This is a genomic window from Bacillus sp. BS3(2021), assembly GCF_021043345.1.
Lineage (GTDB): Bacteria > Bacillota > Bacilli > Bacillales > Bacillaceae > Bacillus > Bacillus paralicheniformis.
On sequence record NZ_JAJNDM010000007.1, the window covers coordinates 89,348 to 105,938 of the forward strand.

Sequence of the window (16,591 nt, forward strand, 5' to 3'; positions counted from 1 at the left end):
AAAAGGATTTTACCGATAAATCGGTAAAATCCGGATACAAAGGGGAACAGCACCATCTTAGTTTTTCTGCGCAAGGTAAACGGTTGTGATCAGCATTGATAAACATTGCAGGATATATAAACCTGTTATTAAGAAAAATGAAAAGGAAATCCCTTGGAAAATAATTGCCAATGTCCAGGCCATTAAAATAGCCGCCATTGTAATGTTCCAGGAGAGCGCCTTAGCCTGATAATTAATTTTCTGCTGGCGTTCATCGAACAGCCTCTCTTTTTTTCCAATCCGTCTGTTTACACTGTAAATAATTCCGATCCCGAGCACACCTATTCCTAAACCTGCTAAAGCGATCAGTGTGTTTGTCATCGTTTCAGTCAATATTTTCATCCCCCTCAAAAATAAATAAATCTTCAATCAGACATTCAAAAATTTGAGCCAGTTTATGCGCCAGAACAAGTGAAGGTTTATACTTCCCCTTTTCAAGGGAAATCACCGTTTGCCTTGACACATCGAGCCTTTTAGCCAGTTCTTCTTGTGTCATGCTCAGCGAAGTGCGCTTTTCCTTTATTAACGTTTTCATCTTTCCTCCATCGGAATGTAAAGTTTACTATACGTAAAGTATACTTAACAAAAAATCAGGTGTCAAGTTAACTTTACAAATAAAAAAAGATAGACAAAACAGACTTTCGCCTGTTCATCTATCTTTTTACTTCACGATTTCTTTTTACGCCCCTAAATCGACATTATGGTAAACTTGCTGAACGTCTTCCAAATCTTCCAGCGCGTCAATCAGTTTTTCAAACTGCGCACGCGCATCCTCAGGAAGGGCGACGTCATTTTGCGCGAGCATGGTCAGCTCGGCCACCGTGAACTCTGTGATGCCGGCGTTTTGCAGCGCCTCCTGTACGGCGTGGAACTGATCGGGCTCGGCATAGACGATCACCGCATCGTCTTCTTCTAAAATATCACGGACATCAATATCCGCTTCCATCAATAATTCGAGCGTCTCATCAGCCGTTTTCCCTTCAAAGCCGATGACGGCCGTCGGATCAAACATGTAAGCGACAGATCCGCTCACACCCATGTTTCCGCCGTTTTTGCCAAATGTGGAGCGCACATCGGCAGCCGTGCGGTTGACGTTGTTTGTCAACGCGTCAACGATCACCATCGCTCCGTTCGGCCCGAAGCCTTCATAGCGCAGTTCGTCATAATTTTCTTCAGAACCGCCCTTCGCTTTTTCAATCGCCCGCTCAATAATCGCTTTCGGGACATTGTATGTTTTGGCGCGCTCTAGCACGAATTTCAGGTTCTGGTTCAGTTCGGGGTCGGGCTCTCCCTGCTTTGCCGCCACATAGATTTCGCGGCCGAACTTGGCGTAGATTCGGCTCGTATTCGCATCCTTGGACGCTTTCTTCTCTTTTATATTGTTCCATTTACGGCCCATGATGTAACCACTCTCTTTCAACATTGAATCTTTCATTCACAAAATCTATTATACCGCAGGGCCGGGCGATTTCATCAAATTGATGCATCGAATTTACGACATTTTTTTGGAAATCCGTCTTAAGATGCGAGTTTTCCGCTGTCTTTCTTCTGCTCTTTTTTCAAAACAGTAATGAAAATTCCTGCAATTACAAACACGATTCCGGTCAAATGAACCAGTGTGAATTGCTCCTTCAAAATGACGCCTGAGAGCACAACGGCCGATACGGGGAGAACCGAAGTGAAAATCCCGGAAACGCTCGCCGGCACTTTCGTCACGCCATTGTACCATAAGTAAAAAGCAAGCACCGTAACAATCAGCGCGTAATAAAGGACATATGACCAATCAAGAAGTCCGGGACCGCTAAAATCAAACGAGACAGCCTCAATGACCGCAAACGGCAGAAAAAACAAAAAACCGAACAAGGAAACAAACGCCGAAATCGCCAATGCGGAAATATGGGGCGACAGCAATTTTGCCATTAGCGTAAACATCGCTTCACCGATCACTGCGGCCGCGATTAACAGATTTCCCATCAATGCATAAGGGCTCCCCGCTTCGCCGCCGGCCCCGAACAGGTTGATCGCCATCACGCCGATAACGGCCAGCACGATGCCGGCAGCCATTCTCTTTTCTATTTTTTCTTTTAATAAAAAGAAAGCCAAAATACCGACAGCCATCGGCGTCGTGCTCGTAATAATGCCGCTTTCCATCCCCGTCGTCAGCTTAACCCCGTAAAGCATGCAGATGCTGAACAGAAAGACACCCGTAAAAGACTGCAGCAAAAGAACAAAGACATCTTTTTTCGATAGAGCGGGAATGCCTTTCTCAATCCAAAAAAGCAAGATCATTAAAACGGCAGCCGCGATAAAAAAACGAATGCCAGACGACAAAAACACCGGAATCGTCTTCACCATCAGCTTGCCGACAACAACCGAACTCCCGACGATCGCCATGGCGAGAGCTAAAGAAAAATAAACTGAAATTGGGTTCCGCATAAGGTTTCTCCTGTCATGATGTATTTAAAATCCTTTTTAAGTTTAACAAAAATAAGGTAAAATTTATTTCTTTTGGAATAAATATTTTCAACTCATGCACATCAACCAGACAGCATTTTAATCAGTCCGCTTAATTGCGTAATCCCTTTCTTCAGGTCTTCACAGGAAGCAAATGCATATGACAGCCTCATGTAATCGCCTCTTTCCTGCCCGTATATGGCGCCGGAATTAAAGAGAATTCCTTTTGAAAGTGATTTGGCATAAAGAGTTTTCATGGATACCGGCGGCAATATCTTCAGCCAAATAAAGAAGCCGCCTGCTGGAACGCTCCATTCCGCGAGTCCTTCCAACTCTGTTTTTAACACATGCAACACAAAGTTTCTTCTTATTTTTAGCTGTTCTCTGACGTTTTCCAAATGTTTCTGATAAAGCCCAGATGTCAGCCATTCGGCTGCGACTCTCTGAGACAGTGAACTCGAGCCGTAGTCCGTCTGCATTTTAATATCTGATAAACGTTCAATGACCGGCTCCGGGCCGACGATCCAGCCGATTCTTAATCCCGGGCTCAACGTTTTCGAAAAACTGCCAATGTATAAGACGCGGCCGTTTTTATCCATCGCTTTCATTGGAGCAGGCGGCGGGGCATCAATCCATAATTCGCGGTATATATCATCTTCAATGATAGGCAGGTGCTGTTGTTCGCTGAAAGCCAGAATCTCTTCCCTCCGCTTTTTGGACATTAACACTCCGGTCGGATTTTGAAAACAAGGGTTGGTGTACAAAATGGCTCTCGTCCGCATGTTTGGCGTCATCTTGATGCTTTCTGGCATGAGGCCTTCTTCATCCATTTGCAATCCGGCCATCCTCATTCCCGCAGATTGAAAGACATGCAGCGAATAAAGGTAAGACGGCTGATCAAGAAAAACGGTTGATCCGCTTTGCAAAAGCCCCATTGCGATTAACTGCAATGCTTGCAGCGCGCCGGAAACAATTAAGATGGAAGACGGGGAAGCGTGGATGCCGACCGTTTGTAAATAGCTGCTCAACGCCTCTCTTAAAGGAAGATAACCTTTCGGCTCCTCATACCCAAAGGCATCCATGTTATGAGCAACCTTCTCCATCATCTCTTTCATAATGTCCAGCGGAAACAATTCATTTGAAAGTTCGCCTTTGCTGAGCTGTATCAATGTTGAATTCGATTCAGATTGATTAATCTCCTGAACCGTTTTCCGGCTGGGCTGCTGGAATCCGGCTGCCACGTATTTATCCCAATCAGGGGTCGAATGTTTGGCCAACAATGTCCATGTATTGTTTATAACGATCGTGCCTTTCCCCATTCTGCCTTCAATTAATCCATCGGCTATTAATTCTTCCAAAGCTGTAATCACCGTGCTTCTGTTCACAGCAAAATGTTTGGCCAAAGAACGCTGACTCGGAATTTTGGTGCCGATCGGCCATTCTCCATTTGCAATCTTCTCTTTTATAAATTGAATGATTTGTTTGTATTTTGGCGCGCGGGGCATAAATGGATCTCCTTTTATCGATATGTGGTTGGGTTTATATTCTCAAAACTGGTTGAAGCCATTTTACCAAACGTCCATTAAGATGGATACACACATTTAAACCGGTTGGTTTTTTTAAAAAAGGAGATTGAAAAATGATGAAGAAACAGAGGATGTACATCATATTGTCATATTGCCTGATGATCGGCTTTTGGGCTTCGGCTTTTCCGGGGATCCGAGTCGGGCTGGAGGATTATACGGCTCAGCACCTTACATTGCTTCGGCTGCTGTCAGGTTCTTCGGCTCTAATATTGCTGGCTGCTGCCGTCCGGATGCGCCTGCCGGAGGCAAAGGACATCCCCATCATTTTGCTGCTCGGTTTTTTAGGATTTTCCGCTTACCACACATTGCTCAATCAAGGCGAGGAAACGGTCAGCGCTGGAATGGCAAGCCTCCTGGTCACGACAACGCCTATTTTTTCAGCATTGTTAGCGAGGCTGTTTTTCGCAGAACGATTTGATGCAGCGAAATGGCTCGGATCAGGGATCAGCTTTTTAGGCGTCATGCTTATATCACTCGGCGTCGGAAACTTTGAAAACACGGCGGCTGGGGTGTTGTCCATTTTACTGGCCGCCATATGTGAAAGCATCTATTTCGTTTTTCAAGAGCGCTACATTCAAAAATACGGTTTTATCCCATTTGTTTCATACGCGATTTGGGGAGGAACGATCCCCATGCTGTTCTTTTTGCCCGGGCTTTTCGAAGAGCTTTCTCATGCTTCCACTCAATCTACTGCAAGTGTCGTTTATTTAGGATTGCTCCCTACAGTTGTCCCATATTTCGCGCTTGCTTATATCACCTCACACAGAGGATCTTCAGAAGCCGCGATTTCGCTTTATTTAACGCCAGCCGCAACACTTTTCATATCATGGGTATGGATAGGCGAAATTCCCGCTTTCCTATCACTTGCCGGGGGAATCATAACGATAGGCGGTGTACTGTTTACATACAGAGGAACGAAAAATAGCATTTACAAACTCGAATAATTTAATTCTGCTTATCTCCAAGAAAACTAGAAAGGATGTCCGGACCCGGGGGCATCCTTTTTCAATGGAATGGGCGCCGCTTGCGAAAACGAAAATTTCCCAATGGATGCTGCACGCTCGTTTCATCTTTTAATCGATCAGTTGTCAGGCAAAAGATGGCCTTCAAAATCGGAAACCGACATTCTTCCTTCTTCTTGCACTATAAAAAATCGAACGCCAATCGCTTTGAGAGTTGTTCATGAAAGGAGAAGAAACACTGCGCAGATAACGGGAGAGCACTTGGGGCGGACGGATTTACAATCGTATGCCTTTAAAGATTCGACTTGATTCCTGGTACTCCTTCTGTAGAATGAAAAAGAGCCTTTTCGAATGTCAAAAGGCTCTTTTGCTTCTTAAATCGCTTCCGCTAAAATCATAAACCGGTACTGTGTGACGTCAAAATAACCCTTTTCTTCAATCATTTTATGAATCTCATACAATTCATCCATGTATTGATTCACTTCAAAACCGGGCGCCTGCCAGGGAATGGCTTTTAAGTAATAGACCAGAGCCCCAATATCATAAAACCTTTGAGTCGGACACTCTTCCCTGCTTTTCAAAACCTTAAAATCATGTTTTTCTATTTCTTTTAACGCTTTTTCCAAGTTCCAGTCCTTAAATTCTTCATTTAGCGGTACACCAAGTTTTTCATTGATTTCTTCGCAATCATGCCCGCCGACTTGCTGAGTGAGAAACAGTCCTCCTTTTGAAAGGATTCTCCTCACCTCTTGTGCTGAATATGACTCGTGTTTATTGATGACCAGGTCAAATTGGCCGGATTCAAATGGAAGATCTTCATCATCATCAATTTGGACGACCTGAACCCCTAAAGGCGTCAATCGTTCCTTTGCAACTGGCACATTGGGCAAATAGCATTCAGTAGCGTATGCTGACGAAGGAAACGGCCCCAATTTCGATAAAAATTCTCCGCCGCCTGTCCCCATATCGAGCATGGATTTGGAATCTTGAATAAGAGACAGAGCCATGCTTCCGTATGACCATGAAAGCAGGTCGCTTTTCATTCTTCCCGTATCGTCAATGAAAGAAAAATCCCAGCCGCTGAAAGGCTTATCTGCGTGTTTTAAATATGAAAGAAATGTTTTGTCATTCATAGTATTCCCCTCCAATTTTAATGTTTAAATATGTTTTAAACGATTGGAGGGCCTCTCGCGAATATGGAAGGTTTTTATATTTCATGCTCTTGCAGATTCACTGTAATCGCACCCCATTTCATGTCTTTAAAAAAGAAGCCCTGTAAAAGGACTTCAGAAACTTAACCCCCAACCGGCAGCTCCGCTGTTTGAACGCCGCCTGACGCCTGATTGTGGCTTTGGGATAAAGCTGCTCCGCCTAAGACCATAGCAGTTAACGACAAGCAAAGAATCAATTTTTTCATGACAATACCTCACTCCCTAATGATCTCATTTTGTTTTCGGCTTTCATGAATATTTTAACAAATTCCAGCGCTTTCTTGTCATCTCCTTTTTTCTCGAAATAGCTTGAGATGAGCAGAGAAAGGTCGCAAACACCGTCTAAATCATTCATCTCGTCCAAGGAATCGATGTCGTCTTTGATGCTTTTTACGTTTTCATGGCAATACAGCTCATACATAATATTTATTTTCTTTTCATAATGCTTATTCCCGTGTTTCTCTAATTCCTCCTGTCCTTTTTTATAATAGAACAGGGCCGCTTCTGTTTCGCCGATTTTGAAAAACTCTCTGATCAGCATGTAAAGCGAGTTGATATAGTAGCTTGACTCGCACCATTCGGCATTGCTCAACGCATGCTGGACGGCGAGAATGCATTCCTGAGACCGGCCGGAATTGGAATATAGAATGCTGATATTGTGGTGAAGCATCGCTTCTAAAAATGAATCGTCAATTTTTTTGGAAATTTCGATCGATTCTTCAAAGTACTTCTCCGCATCTTTAAAGCGCTGCATCTGCATGTAATTTGTCCCCATTACAACCTGGGAAATCGCCAACTTTTTTTCGTACCCGTCATGCATTTTGTAAATATTCATCGCGTCTCTCGCATAATTGAGAGAAACCGCATTTTGCCGGAGAGACATATACAGCCATGACACTTTTAAATAAAACTCGGCCGCTTCGATCTGATCGGGCACCTTCGCCAGTTTTTTCTCGGCAACCTTGTACAGGCTGATCGCCCGCTCAACATTCTTGTTGTACGCTTCATGCATCGCCTCAAAAAAGTAGAAATAGTAATCGATCATATGATCCGTCTGCTCGATGCACTCGATTTGCAAATCATTAAAGTAAGACTCCCGCGGCAGCCGCTCTCCTCTCGCATCATAAAGCATCATCCGATACCGCTCCTCAAGAAGCGAAAAATAAGCCAGTACATTCTGATCCTCTTCCATCCCGGAAAACATCGACTTTGCCTCTTCAAAAAGATGCTTTGCCTGCTCAATATCATGCTTTTTAATGGCCAAATGGAATTCGTTCAACACCCCCGCAACCACTTCTGAAGCGACCTTGCTCATGCCGAACCCCCTCTTTCTCTTTAAGATTGTTCTCTATCTGTAAAATGATCTTATCACATGTGTAAATTTTTGTAATGACCTTTTGTCAATTAGTGATATGTTTTTGTCAACAATTGAAAAAGCCTTTTGTTGTCAATTTTAACTGTTGGTATAGATCAACAACTCATCTTGCCTATAAACAAAAAACGCTCCTTCTTTTTCAAAAACAAGAAACCACTCGCCTTCCACAAAGGCAAGTGGTTCTTCATTTATTTTAATTGCTGATAAGAAATCAATCGATGAATATGGACTCCCAAGTATGTTAGTTCATCGTTCGGAATGACGATTCCGTGTACCTGCTTGATATAGTCCTTAATTTTGAAAGCGACATCCATTGCTTGCGGATATAAATTAGCAATTTGCTCAAACAATTCATTCTCCTGATCTGCCAGCAATTTATCAGCGTAAAATCTTTCAACAAAAAATTTAACGTGTGTGATAAATCGGCTGTAATGGATATTTTCTTGATCCCATTTCATATTTAATGTGTACCGGACAAGATTGACTATGCTCCCGATCATTTTTGCATACTTCATTCCATTTTTTGATTCTGTTTCTTCTCCTAATGCATTAATTAAGTGGAACGCAATATTTGCCGCTTCCTCTTTCGGTAATTGGATCCCCAGTTTTTCATTGATGAGCTGCAGCGCATAATTCCCTCCCTCAAACTCTTCCGTATAGTAGTTTTTAATTTCCCAGTAGACGCGATTCGTAATATTGATGTTCTTTTTATAACGCTCTACTGCAAAATTCAAGTGATCCATTAATGTAAAGTAAACGCCGGAATTTAGCTTTGTTTTTAATTTTTCTTCTGCATAATGAACAATTTGCTGTGTCAATTCAATAAATTCTTGCGGTATTGAATCCAACAGTTGGAGAAATTCTTTTGCCTTCATATTGTCCACTGGCATAAACACTTGATCAGCCTGTTTTTCTTCAATCATATGCCCAGGTTTTCGTCCGTAACCGATGCCTCTGCCGCATAAAACCATCTCCTGTCGGTTCTGATCTTCAGCCAGTACCACACTCGAGTTTAAAACCTTTTTTATTTTAAACATCGCCATCACCTTTTCATGAATGCGGTTTTTTAGTCTAATACTTCTCCATTTGACTCGATCACTTTCTTATACCAGTAGAATGAATCTTTACGTGAGCGCTTCAATGTCCCGTTGCCATCGTCATCTTGATCAACATGGATAAATCCATATCGTTTGGACATTTGAGATGTTCCCGCACTAATAATGTCAATGGATCCCCAGCTGGTATATCCGAAGAGATCTACACCTTCTTCAATGGCTTCTTTCATCTGACGGAAATGTTCTCTGAAATAGTTAATACGATAATCATCATGGATCGATCCATCGCTTTCAACAACATCTTTCGCACCCATGCCGTTAATCACCTGAAAACAATGCAAAATTTACCCCAACTTTAAAACAAGGAACTCATTTTTAGAGCTCCTTGTTTTGATTTCAATTACAAAAATTTCATACTAGAGATGAATTATTAAAACCACTAAAAGATAGACCAAGAATCAGTCACAATCCAAAAATATTCTTGTGTCCGTTCCTTACTTACATCTCATTTATAAGATCCTGTGGTCTGTCTCTCATTTTCTAAAATTCTGGTGGGGATTATTTTACTCTTACATAGTAAAAAACACTCGCCAAAAGGCTAAGTGTCTTCCAGTATCACTTCATCTTTTCAATAAGAAAACTATTTTAACAATTTTAAGTCACGTTACTGGGTCTATTCCAATTTCATGAAACATCTACTTTTGCAGGTACAAGAATTACTAGTCAGTCTTTTAATGGTGACCATTAATAACATCTTTCACTGCTCTCGCAATTATTCCAGACATGAGAGGCGGCACAGCATTTCCGACCTGTGTATACTGAGCGGTACGCGGACCTTCAAACTTATAGTTATCAGGGAAACCCTGTATCCGGGCAGCTTCTCTTACCGTTAGAGACCTGCACTGTTTAATGTCAGGGTGAATGTTATAATGACCATCTTTTGATATATGAGCAACTACAGTGTGTGGAATAATATCCCACCAATGCACCTTAAATCGGTCTAGAAATGCCTTCTCATTCTTATGTGTCTTCAATCTCTCGGGCAACTCATTGTACTTGATTTGTCTTCCTTGGGTGGCATGTTCTATAGCAATTTGATATATTTCTGCATCACGCTCTTTAATAGGTCTTGCAAAGTGATTAGTAAATCCAATACTGTCCTCTCTCATCATCAGTTCATAAGGCGACAAATCAACACCCTGTGTCGTATCATACTCTAAAAGTCGAAGATCATGACCTTGTTTTGGCTTCAAGACCGGTAGGTCTGAAATAACATCTCGGGTGGTTAAAGGACTATTCCAAGATAATTTATGTCTTTCAAAGTTAGGGTACTCATAATTTAATTTCTTTTGAAAGCCAAACAAGATAACCCTTTTTCTTCTTTGAGGTACACCAAAATCAGCAAAATCGATTACATTACTCCTGTCTTCTTGGCTTGTTCCCGATAACACTGTGTAACCAATTTGATCAAACGACTCTTTAATCTCTTGGTACACCTTCCCCTGCTTAGCAGTAAGTATCCCCGGAACATTTTCAAACACAAACGCTTTGGGTTTAAACTCATCAACAATTCTTTTATAATACTGGAATAGATAGTTTCTTGAGTCCTTATCTACACTCTCTTTCATCCTGCTTCGCCCAACTAAAGAGTAAGCTTGACATGGCGGTCCACCAATAATTAAATCTACACTTGTAGCACAGCTATACTGTAGCGAATTCTGAATAAGTTGTATCATCTGTGTTGAAGAAGTCGCTGTTGGGTCATTATGGGGATTGCCAAACTTCCGGTTTAGTACTTCCATCTCAAGCTTCTCCCTCAACTCAGGATAACGTTGAAAGACAAAAGCTCTCGATTGTTCAATATTGCGGTAATTGTCTGATATCCTTAAGTATTCATGATATAATTCTAAATCGTTCTGTGCTTTTAGAAAATGGTAGAACAAACGCGTTTTAATTGTTTCACAAGCCCAGTATTCTTTTTCAACATGCGACACAATTTTAAAGTCGTGCGTATGAAATCCCTCACTCAGCCCTCCTGCTCCAGAAAATAAATCAATTACAATCATTTTCAATCTCCCTTATGCAAACCATATAATTTTTTCGAAATAATTATTCTTAACCAATTCTAGTAGAACACTTTTTATTACCAAAACTTTTTCTCCGTCAACCAATGTACCTATTTCTATATTATTTACTATCCCATTATAGGAAAGATTTGCGGATGAGACAAAGGCTTTTTCTTCGTCAACCATAATTACTTTTGCATGCAGAGATGAATATCCTTGAGAACCTTTATATACATACACATTAAAGTTACTCGGAAGATTTCTCCCTCTTATGTTTTCTATATAGCGATCAGTCTGGGGATTCCGGTCAAGAAAAATATCAACATTAACTCCAGCAAGTGCCTTTTCTAAAACCCTTTCCATAATTTCATCTACATACTCTGACACTGCATATCCTGTAACAAGAATAGTATTTTGTGCACCGTGAATCATTTCTCTAATGACAGCAATAGTTTTTCTAAGCCTAACGTCTACTTCACTTGGAACTGTTGCAACAAACTCTATGCTACTCTGTTGTTGCTGGTCACTGTAGAGCTTAAAAAGCAAGAGCAGTTCTGAAAACTGCTCTTCGGAAACACTCAAGCGTGATAAATCGACTGATCGTACTCCAAATTCTCTTTGTACAGTCCCTTTATCTAAGGACTCATATAATTCTTGTGCACTAACTTCCTCATACTTTTTTAGTACGCTTTGAATTTGGTGAAGTACCATATGCGAACGAGTCACATTCCTCATCTACAATAACCCCTTAAAGAATGGTGAGTACTTGCTGTCTATTGTTTTTACCAATAGTGATCGGTCTAATAATCGGTTTCCTGTTTCGCAAGAAGTTTCAGCAACCATTGAACAAGCAAAGCAGGCACAGCCGTTTAACTGGTTATCCTCACTCGGCTCTAAGCTCGCACAAGATGGGTCGTTAGAACAGAATACTGCCTCTTCAAGTGCATTTACAATTAGTGGTCGAAGTTTATCTATACCGCCCATTTCGACAAGACCACCTAAGGAACCTTCTTGATCAGTACTACCAGTGTACAAGAGAACACCAGCCATGTTCTTTCCACAATATATTCTTTCTTTAATTGCCACTGACGAGTACCCCGATTGCAACGATAACTGTTTAATCAATAGATGGGCAAATGTATGTAGCATAACGTACACAATATCTTTTTCATCACGTACTTCCCATCCTTTACTTTCTATCCAACTTGCGTACAAGGATGAAAACTTCTCTGATCGCTTAGGAAGTTCGCTGTTTTCTTCGAGCCACTTGCTTATAGTCGTATGGTTAAATTCAATAAAGATCCCTTCTCCGTGAACTTCAATTGCTGGTAACCAGTTTTCATACCCATCTGACTCTAACCATTCAATCCTCTTCGGTTCATTGACATCCGGTTCAGGACTGTCATTCCTCATAAACCCTAGAAGGACAAGAATTTCCTTTAATTTATGAGCCTTTACAATTCTCTTGAAGTAAGGCTGAAAATCATCTGGAACTGTTTCAACTTCTGCCTCGAAGTCTCCCATCTTTACCTTCCTATCAAACGCAGTAAAAGCCCTATATTCAGCCTCCTTAATCTGGTTATACTCTATTTCTTCACCTGAATCAGCATTGTTAAGATAAGCAGTCCACTTTCTGATGAAATCCTCAGCATCTGAGAACTCACTATGACCGGTTAAACGATCACTGTAGAATTTATAATGCCAGTTTTCACCTATAAGATCAGCATAAATATTGATAACTTCCTTAACTGAAGTAAAAAAATCATCAAGATTGTTATCCTTACTGGTGTTGTCAGGAATAACAATAGCACTTCTTAGAGCAGGAAAATATACATTTGATGCCCCGCGTTGTAATGGAATTACAGGCTCAGGCTGCTTACAATTCGACTTTTTATTCAGTTTATGAGGGTGATTCCCTGTACACTTGTAGCCTTCAAAAGAACTGTCTTGCATTGCTCCTCTAAGACTCTTCTTCTTTTTACATTCACACTCTACAAACAGAGAATCCAAACTAGATGTATTCCCTGTACTCCACAGACGCAGTTTTCCTTTACATTCCGTATCTTGCTTACCATGCGCCCACCATCTCCAAGGAAAATCATCTAAATGGTTCTCTTGACACGAGACCACGAAACGGGCAGGATACGATTTCCGTGAGCAATCAGGACACTTGGGACCACCTTTAAGATAGTCGCTCATTACAAAATTATCTCTAATATCAAAGAGACGTGAGCATTTAACATTGCTACACACGTGGTAGTTTGGAAACGGAATTGCTGGCAAATCCTTATATTTCGTAGACGGGATTTTCTTAAAATAATCCTTTTTCAGGAACTTCATCAAGTTTTTATCATATATCTTCTCATTACAATTAGTCCAGTACTTTATATCCAAAACCACAAGTGAGTCATTTACGGAATCCATAATTGCTCCTGGACCGTATGTTGTAATTAATTGTCCTGGTCGGACTTCCCCTACTTCATTCTTCACTGCTATTCCACCCTTCATAGATGTACAAGGAAGATGTACCCTCTACTTGCCTCATTGAATCGAGAGTTGGCTTTCCGCCATGGTCTTTTTCCTCAGAAAAACGTGCTAATAAACGACGTTGGTTTCCTATTCTTGCGCTTCTTGTCTTAGGGTTGAAGTAATACTGCAAATTGTCTTCCGATGCGGCCCGACTTATCCACTCGTCTAGGAAATGTTGCAAATACTCCATAGTATCCGAGACATTTCGATATTCCACAGTGGATACACGCTTTTTAACTACATCCTTGAGATAGTTCAAGTCCATATCCTTTATATTCTTTGCATCCAAGTTCTTTGCCAACTCTGGATAGCTCAACCTCAGCAAAGCAACTGCAATAGCGTGCAAAAAGCGGTCCCTAGCCCTAGAAGCATATGGAGTTGCTGTAGTTCCCTCTACAAAATGGTATAATCGCTGGTGATAACCCTTGAAATTCTGATAATGTGACATATCACGAGCCCGGTAAGGGTTGTACACAGTAATTACGAGTCCTGGCTTACTACGACCCACACGGCTAGATGATTGTATATACTCAGAAGTTTGCTTTGGTTGACCTGTAATTACCATAAGTCCTAAACGGTCAACGTCCATCCCAACAGAAATCATATTAGTAGCCAAAACCACATCTAGTTCCTCGTTGCCTATCTCCTTTTCCAACTGCTCCAATACCTTAGGAATTCTACTTGATGGCACACGGGAGGTGAGTTCTGGCTTACGGCTGATGTATCTCTGCTTACTGTACTTATACTTCTTCTGCAGGGTTTGAATTCTCTTTTTTATGTCATCCTCTAACAAACGCACTGCACCACCTAGTTCCCTGATACTGTTGAAATAACCAACAAGGGTTCTATACGGATCAATATATTTTGAAAGTTCTTCATCTTCCAAAAGGTGCTCTGTTGTTTGAAGTAGCACCGCATATATCCGTAACAGGACTGTCTTCATTGAGTGACCAGATACACAAACACCTGCATAAAGCCTGAAGGGAAACTCATCTAAGTTTCTTTCTCGCGCAAAAAAAGAATCCTCTACCTTCAATCCAGGAGGCGGGAATTGCTGTGTGAGTTTCCTTCCGAACACCTTTTCGACTTGCACCTCAGCATTCTTAATTGTAGCAGTCGCAGCAATGTACTTAGGCTTGAGATAATCTTCGCCCTCATGAGCTGTACTTAGCTCTTCAATAACCGTTTCGTACCCGCCGTACACAGTTCCTAGTGGCCCAGTTATGAGATGTAACTCATCCTGAATTATAAGTTCTGGTGGATAAAATGGTTTAACATCGTGAACACTAGCCTTAGGGTTTCGATGAGATTTTTCATGCTTTTCCCCCTCAGCAATATAGCCACAGCGTTCACAAAACCTATTTACTTTTCCGAATAAAGCTGCGGTCTTTTCATCCCAAGGTAGCCGCGTAAACTTATCAACTGTAGATATAACCACAGTAGGCAATTTACGATAAATCTCTTCGTCCACCAAGTAGACTGGGATATGTGTTTTTGAAAAGAAGCATGACTCATTTGTGCAAAAGATTTTAATTCCGGTCTTTTTTGTCTTGGTGTCTCTACTTGGCAAAAACTTATACTCTAAGCCCTTTGTCCCACAGCAAGGGCATTCAATTACTTGCTTTTCAATCTTTTCATATTCCTTCAGCACCTTGTCCCTGTCAAGGTAGTACTCGTTCTCAGTAAGGTCATCTAGCTTATTTACCGTCACTTGTGCCCCTACCCAGAAGCCAACCGAAAACTCTGACTGTCCAAAGGCATTGGTTTTTTGACGTGTATACTCACATGCGCTTATCATACGCATTAATCTATCACGTTGCTGAGTAGTTAAAAGGCGGAGAGTGTATCTTAGAAGAATCGTCACACCGCCATCACGCTCATAGGCGCTGCTAGTAGAAGCAAATAGTCGTCTATATCCCAATAGGAAAGCACAAATGCCTAGGTATGCCTCTGTCTTTCCTCCACCTGTTGGGAACCAAAGAAGGTCTACAATTTTACGATCTTTTGATTTTAAATCTACTAACCCTTCTAAGTTGAGCAAAATAAACGCCAACTGAAAAGGCCGCCATTCAAGATTTTCCTTGCGTATCTCTGTCTCGAGTGTGGTGGTCTTATTATTCCTAGAATATCTTTTCATGGCATCCTGTGTATGCATGACTGTATTCATAAATTTGAAAGCAACAAATGCCTTATTATTCTCTTCGTTCGCTAACAGCTGAATGCCTCTTCTGATACGTGTTAGAGTTGCTTGACAATCTTTAATAACTCGCTCAGTTGCTTCTTTATTTGCTACCTTATCAACAGGCAACTTGTTGATCCAGCTCTCATACCTATTCGCTAGGTTATTCAGCTTGTCTATAGTCTCACGTTGGTCATTAGCCTCTGCAAATTGCTTAATGGAAAAATAACCTTTAGGGAGTTCACCATAATTTTCATCGTACGGTAAGTCTGTGCTCATACTCTCGACTTCATGTTCTGGGATAAAGGCTGACTTTAATTCACTTGCGTAGTTGCTGCTCTCTGCTTTCCAGGTAACAGCACAGCCAAACCCTTTTGCAAACACAGGCTTATTCCGATATAGGAACTCACTAAAGTCATTTTTATCCTTCCTTGCTTCGTTTTCACATAGGAAAATACCTTTACCTTCTTCATGAGTTAGAGTAAGCTCACACTGGAACATGGCATTATTGCTATTTTTATCAACTCGTTTATTTACAAGGAAAACTGAAACAAGGAATACATCTGTACCTGAAAGCTTTTTTTTGCTAACAACAAGTGATACTTCCTGTGTAATAGGGATATCAATATTCTGATCGAATGAAGACAAGGAAATATACTCCTCAAAACACTCAATTTGACGTGTCCATAAAATAACTTCTCTTTTCCTTTCGGAATCAAATTTCTTAGATGATGTGTACCGCCCCCATGCGATTGATGCACGTATATGATCAGTTGTTTCTCGCACATAGCACCTTATTCCCAGAGAGTTTTGATGCTTGAATTTCTTGTTCGGTGTAATCTTCTCTTCTTCAGCTTCTTGTTCAAGTTCAGAATTTCTTTGTTGTTTTACATCTTCTCCCATTCCCGACTCAGGTTCATCGTACACGTCAGCAAATTGAACATCTTCTAAAGATTCTTCTGTTTCTACCTCGGATTCGAGAGGATATAAAATTCCCGTAATATATGCCTGGGATGGTGCTTCATAAATCACATCAGACTCGTCATGTGCTGGTCCAATTAAATCCCTTTTTAAATCACTAACCATAATACGGCGAACTTTCTTGTACATTTCACGTTCTGCTTTACTCATACTG

14 protein-coding genes and 1 pseudogene are annotated in these 16,591 nt (G+C 41.2%); 1 reads left to right on the top strand and 14 read right to left on the bottom strand.

All coding sequences use genetic code 11. From position 1 onward, the window contains the following. Positions 1-57: 57 nt before the first annotated feature. The 5 genes from LQ247_RS16145 to pdxR all read right to left on the bottom strand — a co-directional run bounded on the left by LQ247_RS16145 (position 58) and on the right by pdxR (position 3,998). A complete protein-coding gene (locus LQ247_RS16145; RefSeq protein ID WP_231006285.1) occupies positions 58-372 on the bottom strand; it encodes a DUF2178 domain-containing protein in 315 nt (104 codons plus the stop codon). Further along, on the bottom strand, positions 365-574 hold the full coding sequence (locus tag LQ247_RS16150) for a helix-turn-helix transcriptional regulator (RefSeq protein WP_095292928.1): 210 nt from the start codon (positions 572-574) through the stop codon (positions 365-367). Before LQ247_RS16150 ends, LQ247_RS16145 begins: the two co-directional genes overlap by 8 nt. A 144-nt stretch (positions 575-718) precedes the next feature. Then, positions 719-1,438: a YebC/PmpR family DNA-binding transcriptional regulator gene (locus tag LQ247_RS16155; protein WP_003179658.1), complete on the bottom strand. Its 720-nt coding sequence runs from the start codon at positions 1,436-1,438 to the stop codon at positions 719-721. 119 nt (positions 1,439-1,557) lie between these two features. After that, the gene (locus LQ247_RS16160; protein ID WP_231006286.1) at positions 1,558-2,475 is read right to left on the bottom strand and encodes a DMT family transporter; all 918 of its coding nucleotides are present in this window, start codon (positions 2,473-2,475) and stop codon (positions 1,558-1,560) included. A 101-nt stretch (positions 2,476-2,576) separates the two neighbouring features. Further along, on the bottom strand, positions 2,577-3,998 hold the full coding sequence (pdxR, locus tag LQ247_RS16165) for a MocR-like pyridoxine biosynthesis transcription factor PdxR (RefSeq protein ID WP_231006287.1): 1,422 nt from the start codon (positions 3,996-3,998) through the stop codon (positions 2,577-2,579). 137 nt (positions 3,999-4,135) lie between these two features. On the opposite strand from pdxR, the gene LQ247_RS16170 reads away from it, so the two are divergent. Continuing rightward, positions 4,136-5,023, top strand: coding sequence for a DMT family transporter (locus LQ247_RS16170; protein WP_231006323.1), 888 nt, complete (start codon positions 4,136-4,138; stop codon positions 5,021-5,023). Positions 5,024-5,415: 392 nt separating this feature from the next. Here the strand turns inward: LQ247_RS16170 and LQ247_RS16175 are convergent, their stop codons facing one another. The 9 genes and pseudogenes from LQ247_RS16175 to drmA form a co-directional block, all read right to left on the bottom strand. After that, positions 5,416-6,174: a class I SAM-dependent methyltransferase gene (locus tag LQ247_RS16175; RefSeq protein WP_149169543.1), complete on the bottom strand. Its 759-nt coding sequence runs from the start codon at positions 6,172-6,174 to the stop codon at positions 5,416-5,418. A gap of 161 nt (positions 6,175-6,335) precedes the next feature. After that, the gene (locus LQ247_RS16180; protein WP_011197633.1) at positions 6,336-6,458 is read right to left on the bottom strand and encodes a PhrK family phosphatase-inhibitory pheromone; all 123 of its coding nucleotides are present in this window, start codon (positions 6,456-6,458) and stop codon (positions 6,336-6,338) included. Next, positions 6,455-7,567 (bottom strand): Rap family tetratricopeptide repeat protein, encoded by a 1,113-nt coding sequence (locus LQ247_RS16185; protein WP_105979195.1) that lies wholly within the window; start codon positions 7,565-7,567, stop codon positions 6,455-6,457. The genes LQ247_RS16180 and LQ247_RS16185 overlap by 4 nt, the downstream gene beginning before the upstream one ends. 248 nt (positions 7,568-7,815) lie before the next feature. Then, positions 7,816-8,664 carry a PRD domain-containing protein gene (locus tag LQ247_RS16190; protein ID WP_231006288.1) on the bottom strand — a complete coding sequence of 283 codons (849 nt, stop codon included), beginning with the start codon at positions 8,662-8,664 and terminating at the stop codon, positions 7,816-7,818. Between the two features lie 29 nt (positions 8,665-8,693). After that, a pseudogene (locus LQ247_RS16195) lies at positions 8,694-9,008 on the bottom strand (family 1 glycosylhydrolase); the annotation flags it as partial. 405 nt (positions 9,009-9,413) lie between these two features. Beyond that, entirely contained in the window at positions 9,414-10,748 is a 1,335-nt protein-coding gene (locus LQ247_RS16200) for a DNA cytosine methyltransferase (protein ID WP_231006289.1), read from the bottom strand. A 12-nt stretch (positions 10,749-10,760) separates the two neighbouring features. After that, positions 10,761-11,483, bottom strand: coding sequence for a DISARM anti-phage system protein DrmC (gene drmC / locus LQ247_RS16205; RefSeq protein WP_231006290.1), 723 nt, complete (start codon positions 11,481-11,483; stop codon positions 10,761-10,763). Further along, positions 11,484-13,256, bottom strand: coding sequence for a DISARM anti-phage system protein DrmB (drmB, locus tag LQ247_RS16210; protein ID WP_269146024.1), 1,773 nt, complete (start codon positions 13,254-13,256; stop codon positions 11,484-11,486). Further along, on the bottom strand, positions 13,228-16,587 hold the full coding sequence (gene drmA, locus LQ247_RS16215) for a DISARM system helicase DrmA (protein ID WP_231006292.1): 3,360 nt from the start codon (positions 16,585-16,587) through the stop codon (positions 13,228-13,230). Before drmA ends, drmB begins: the two co-directional genes overlap by 29 nt. Positions 16,588-16,591 lie beyond the last annotated feature (4 nt).

Excerpts from the sequence above, each read along its gene's own strand:
- LQ247_RS16150 (WP_095292928.1), bottom strand. The coding sequence starts at position 574 with ATGAAAACGTTAATAAAGGAAAAGCGCACTTCGCTGAGCATGACACAA.
- LQ247_RS16155 (WP_003179658.1), bottom strand. The coding sequence starts at position 1,438 with ATGGGCCGTAAATGGAACAATATAAAAGAGAAGAAAGCGTCCAAGGAT.
- LQ247_RS16160 (WP_231006286.1), bottom strand. The coding sequence starts at position 2,475 with ATGCGGAACCCAATTTCAGTTTATTTTTCTTTAGCTCTCGCCATGGCG.
- pdxR (WP_231006287.1), bottom strand. The coding sequence starts at position 3,998 with ATGCCCCGCGCGCCAAAATACAAACAAATCATTCAATTTATAAAAGAG.
- LQ247_RS16170 (WP_231006323.1), top strand. The coding sequence starts at position 4,136 with ATGAAGAAACAGAGGATGTACATCATATTGTCATATTGCCTGATGATC.
- LQ247_RS16175 (WP_149169543.1), bottom strand. The coding sequence starts at position 6,174 with ATGAATGACAAAACATTTCTTTCATATTTAAAACACGCAGATAAGCCT.
- LQ247_RS16180 (WP_011197633.1), bottom strand. The coding sequence starts at position 6,458 with ATGAAAAAATTGATTCTTTGCTTGTCGTTAACTGCTATGGTCTTAGGC.
- LQ247_RS16185 (WP_105979195.1), bottom strand. The coding sequence starts at position 7,567 with ATGAGCAAGGTCGCTTCAGAAGTGGTTGCGGGGGTGTTGAACGAATTC.
- LQ247_RS16190 (WP_231006288.1), bottom strand. The coding sequence starts at position 8,664 with ATGTTTAAAATAAAAAAGGTTTTAAACTCGAGTGTGGTACTGGCTGAA.
- LQ247_RS16200 (WP_231006289.1), bottom strand. The coding sequence starts at position 10,748 with ATGATTGTAATTGATTTATTTTCTGGAGCAGGAGGGCTGAGTGAGGGA.
- drmC (WP_231006290.1), bottom strand. The coding sequence starts at position 11,483 with ATGAGGAATGTGACTCGTTCGCATATGGTACTTCACCAAATTCAAAGC.
- drmB (WP_269146024.1), bottom strand. The coding sequence starts at position 13,256 with ATGAAGGGTGGAATAGCAGTGAAGAATGAAGTAGGGGAAGTCCGACCA.
- drmA (WP_231006292.1), bottom strand. The coding sequence starts at position 16,587 with ATGAGTAAAGCAGAACGTGAAATGTACAAGAAAGTTCGCCGTATTATG.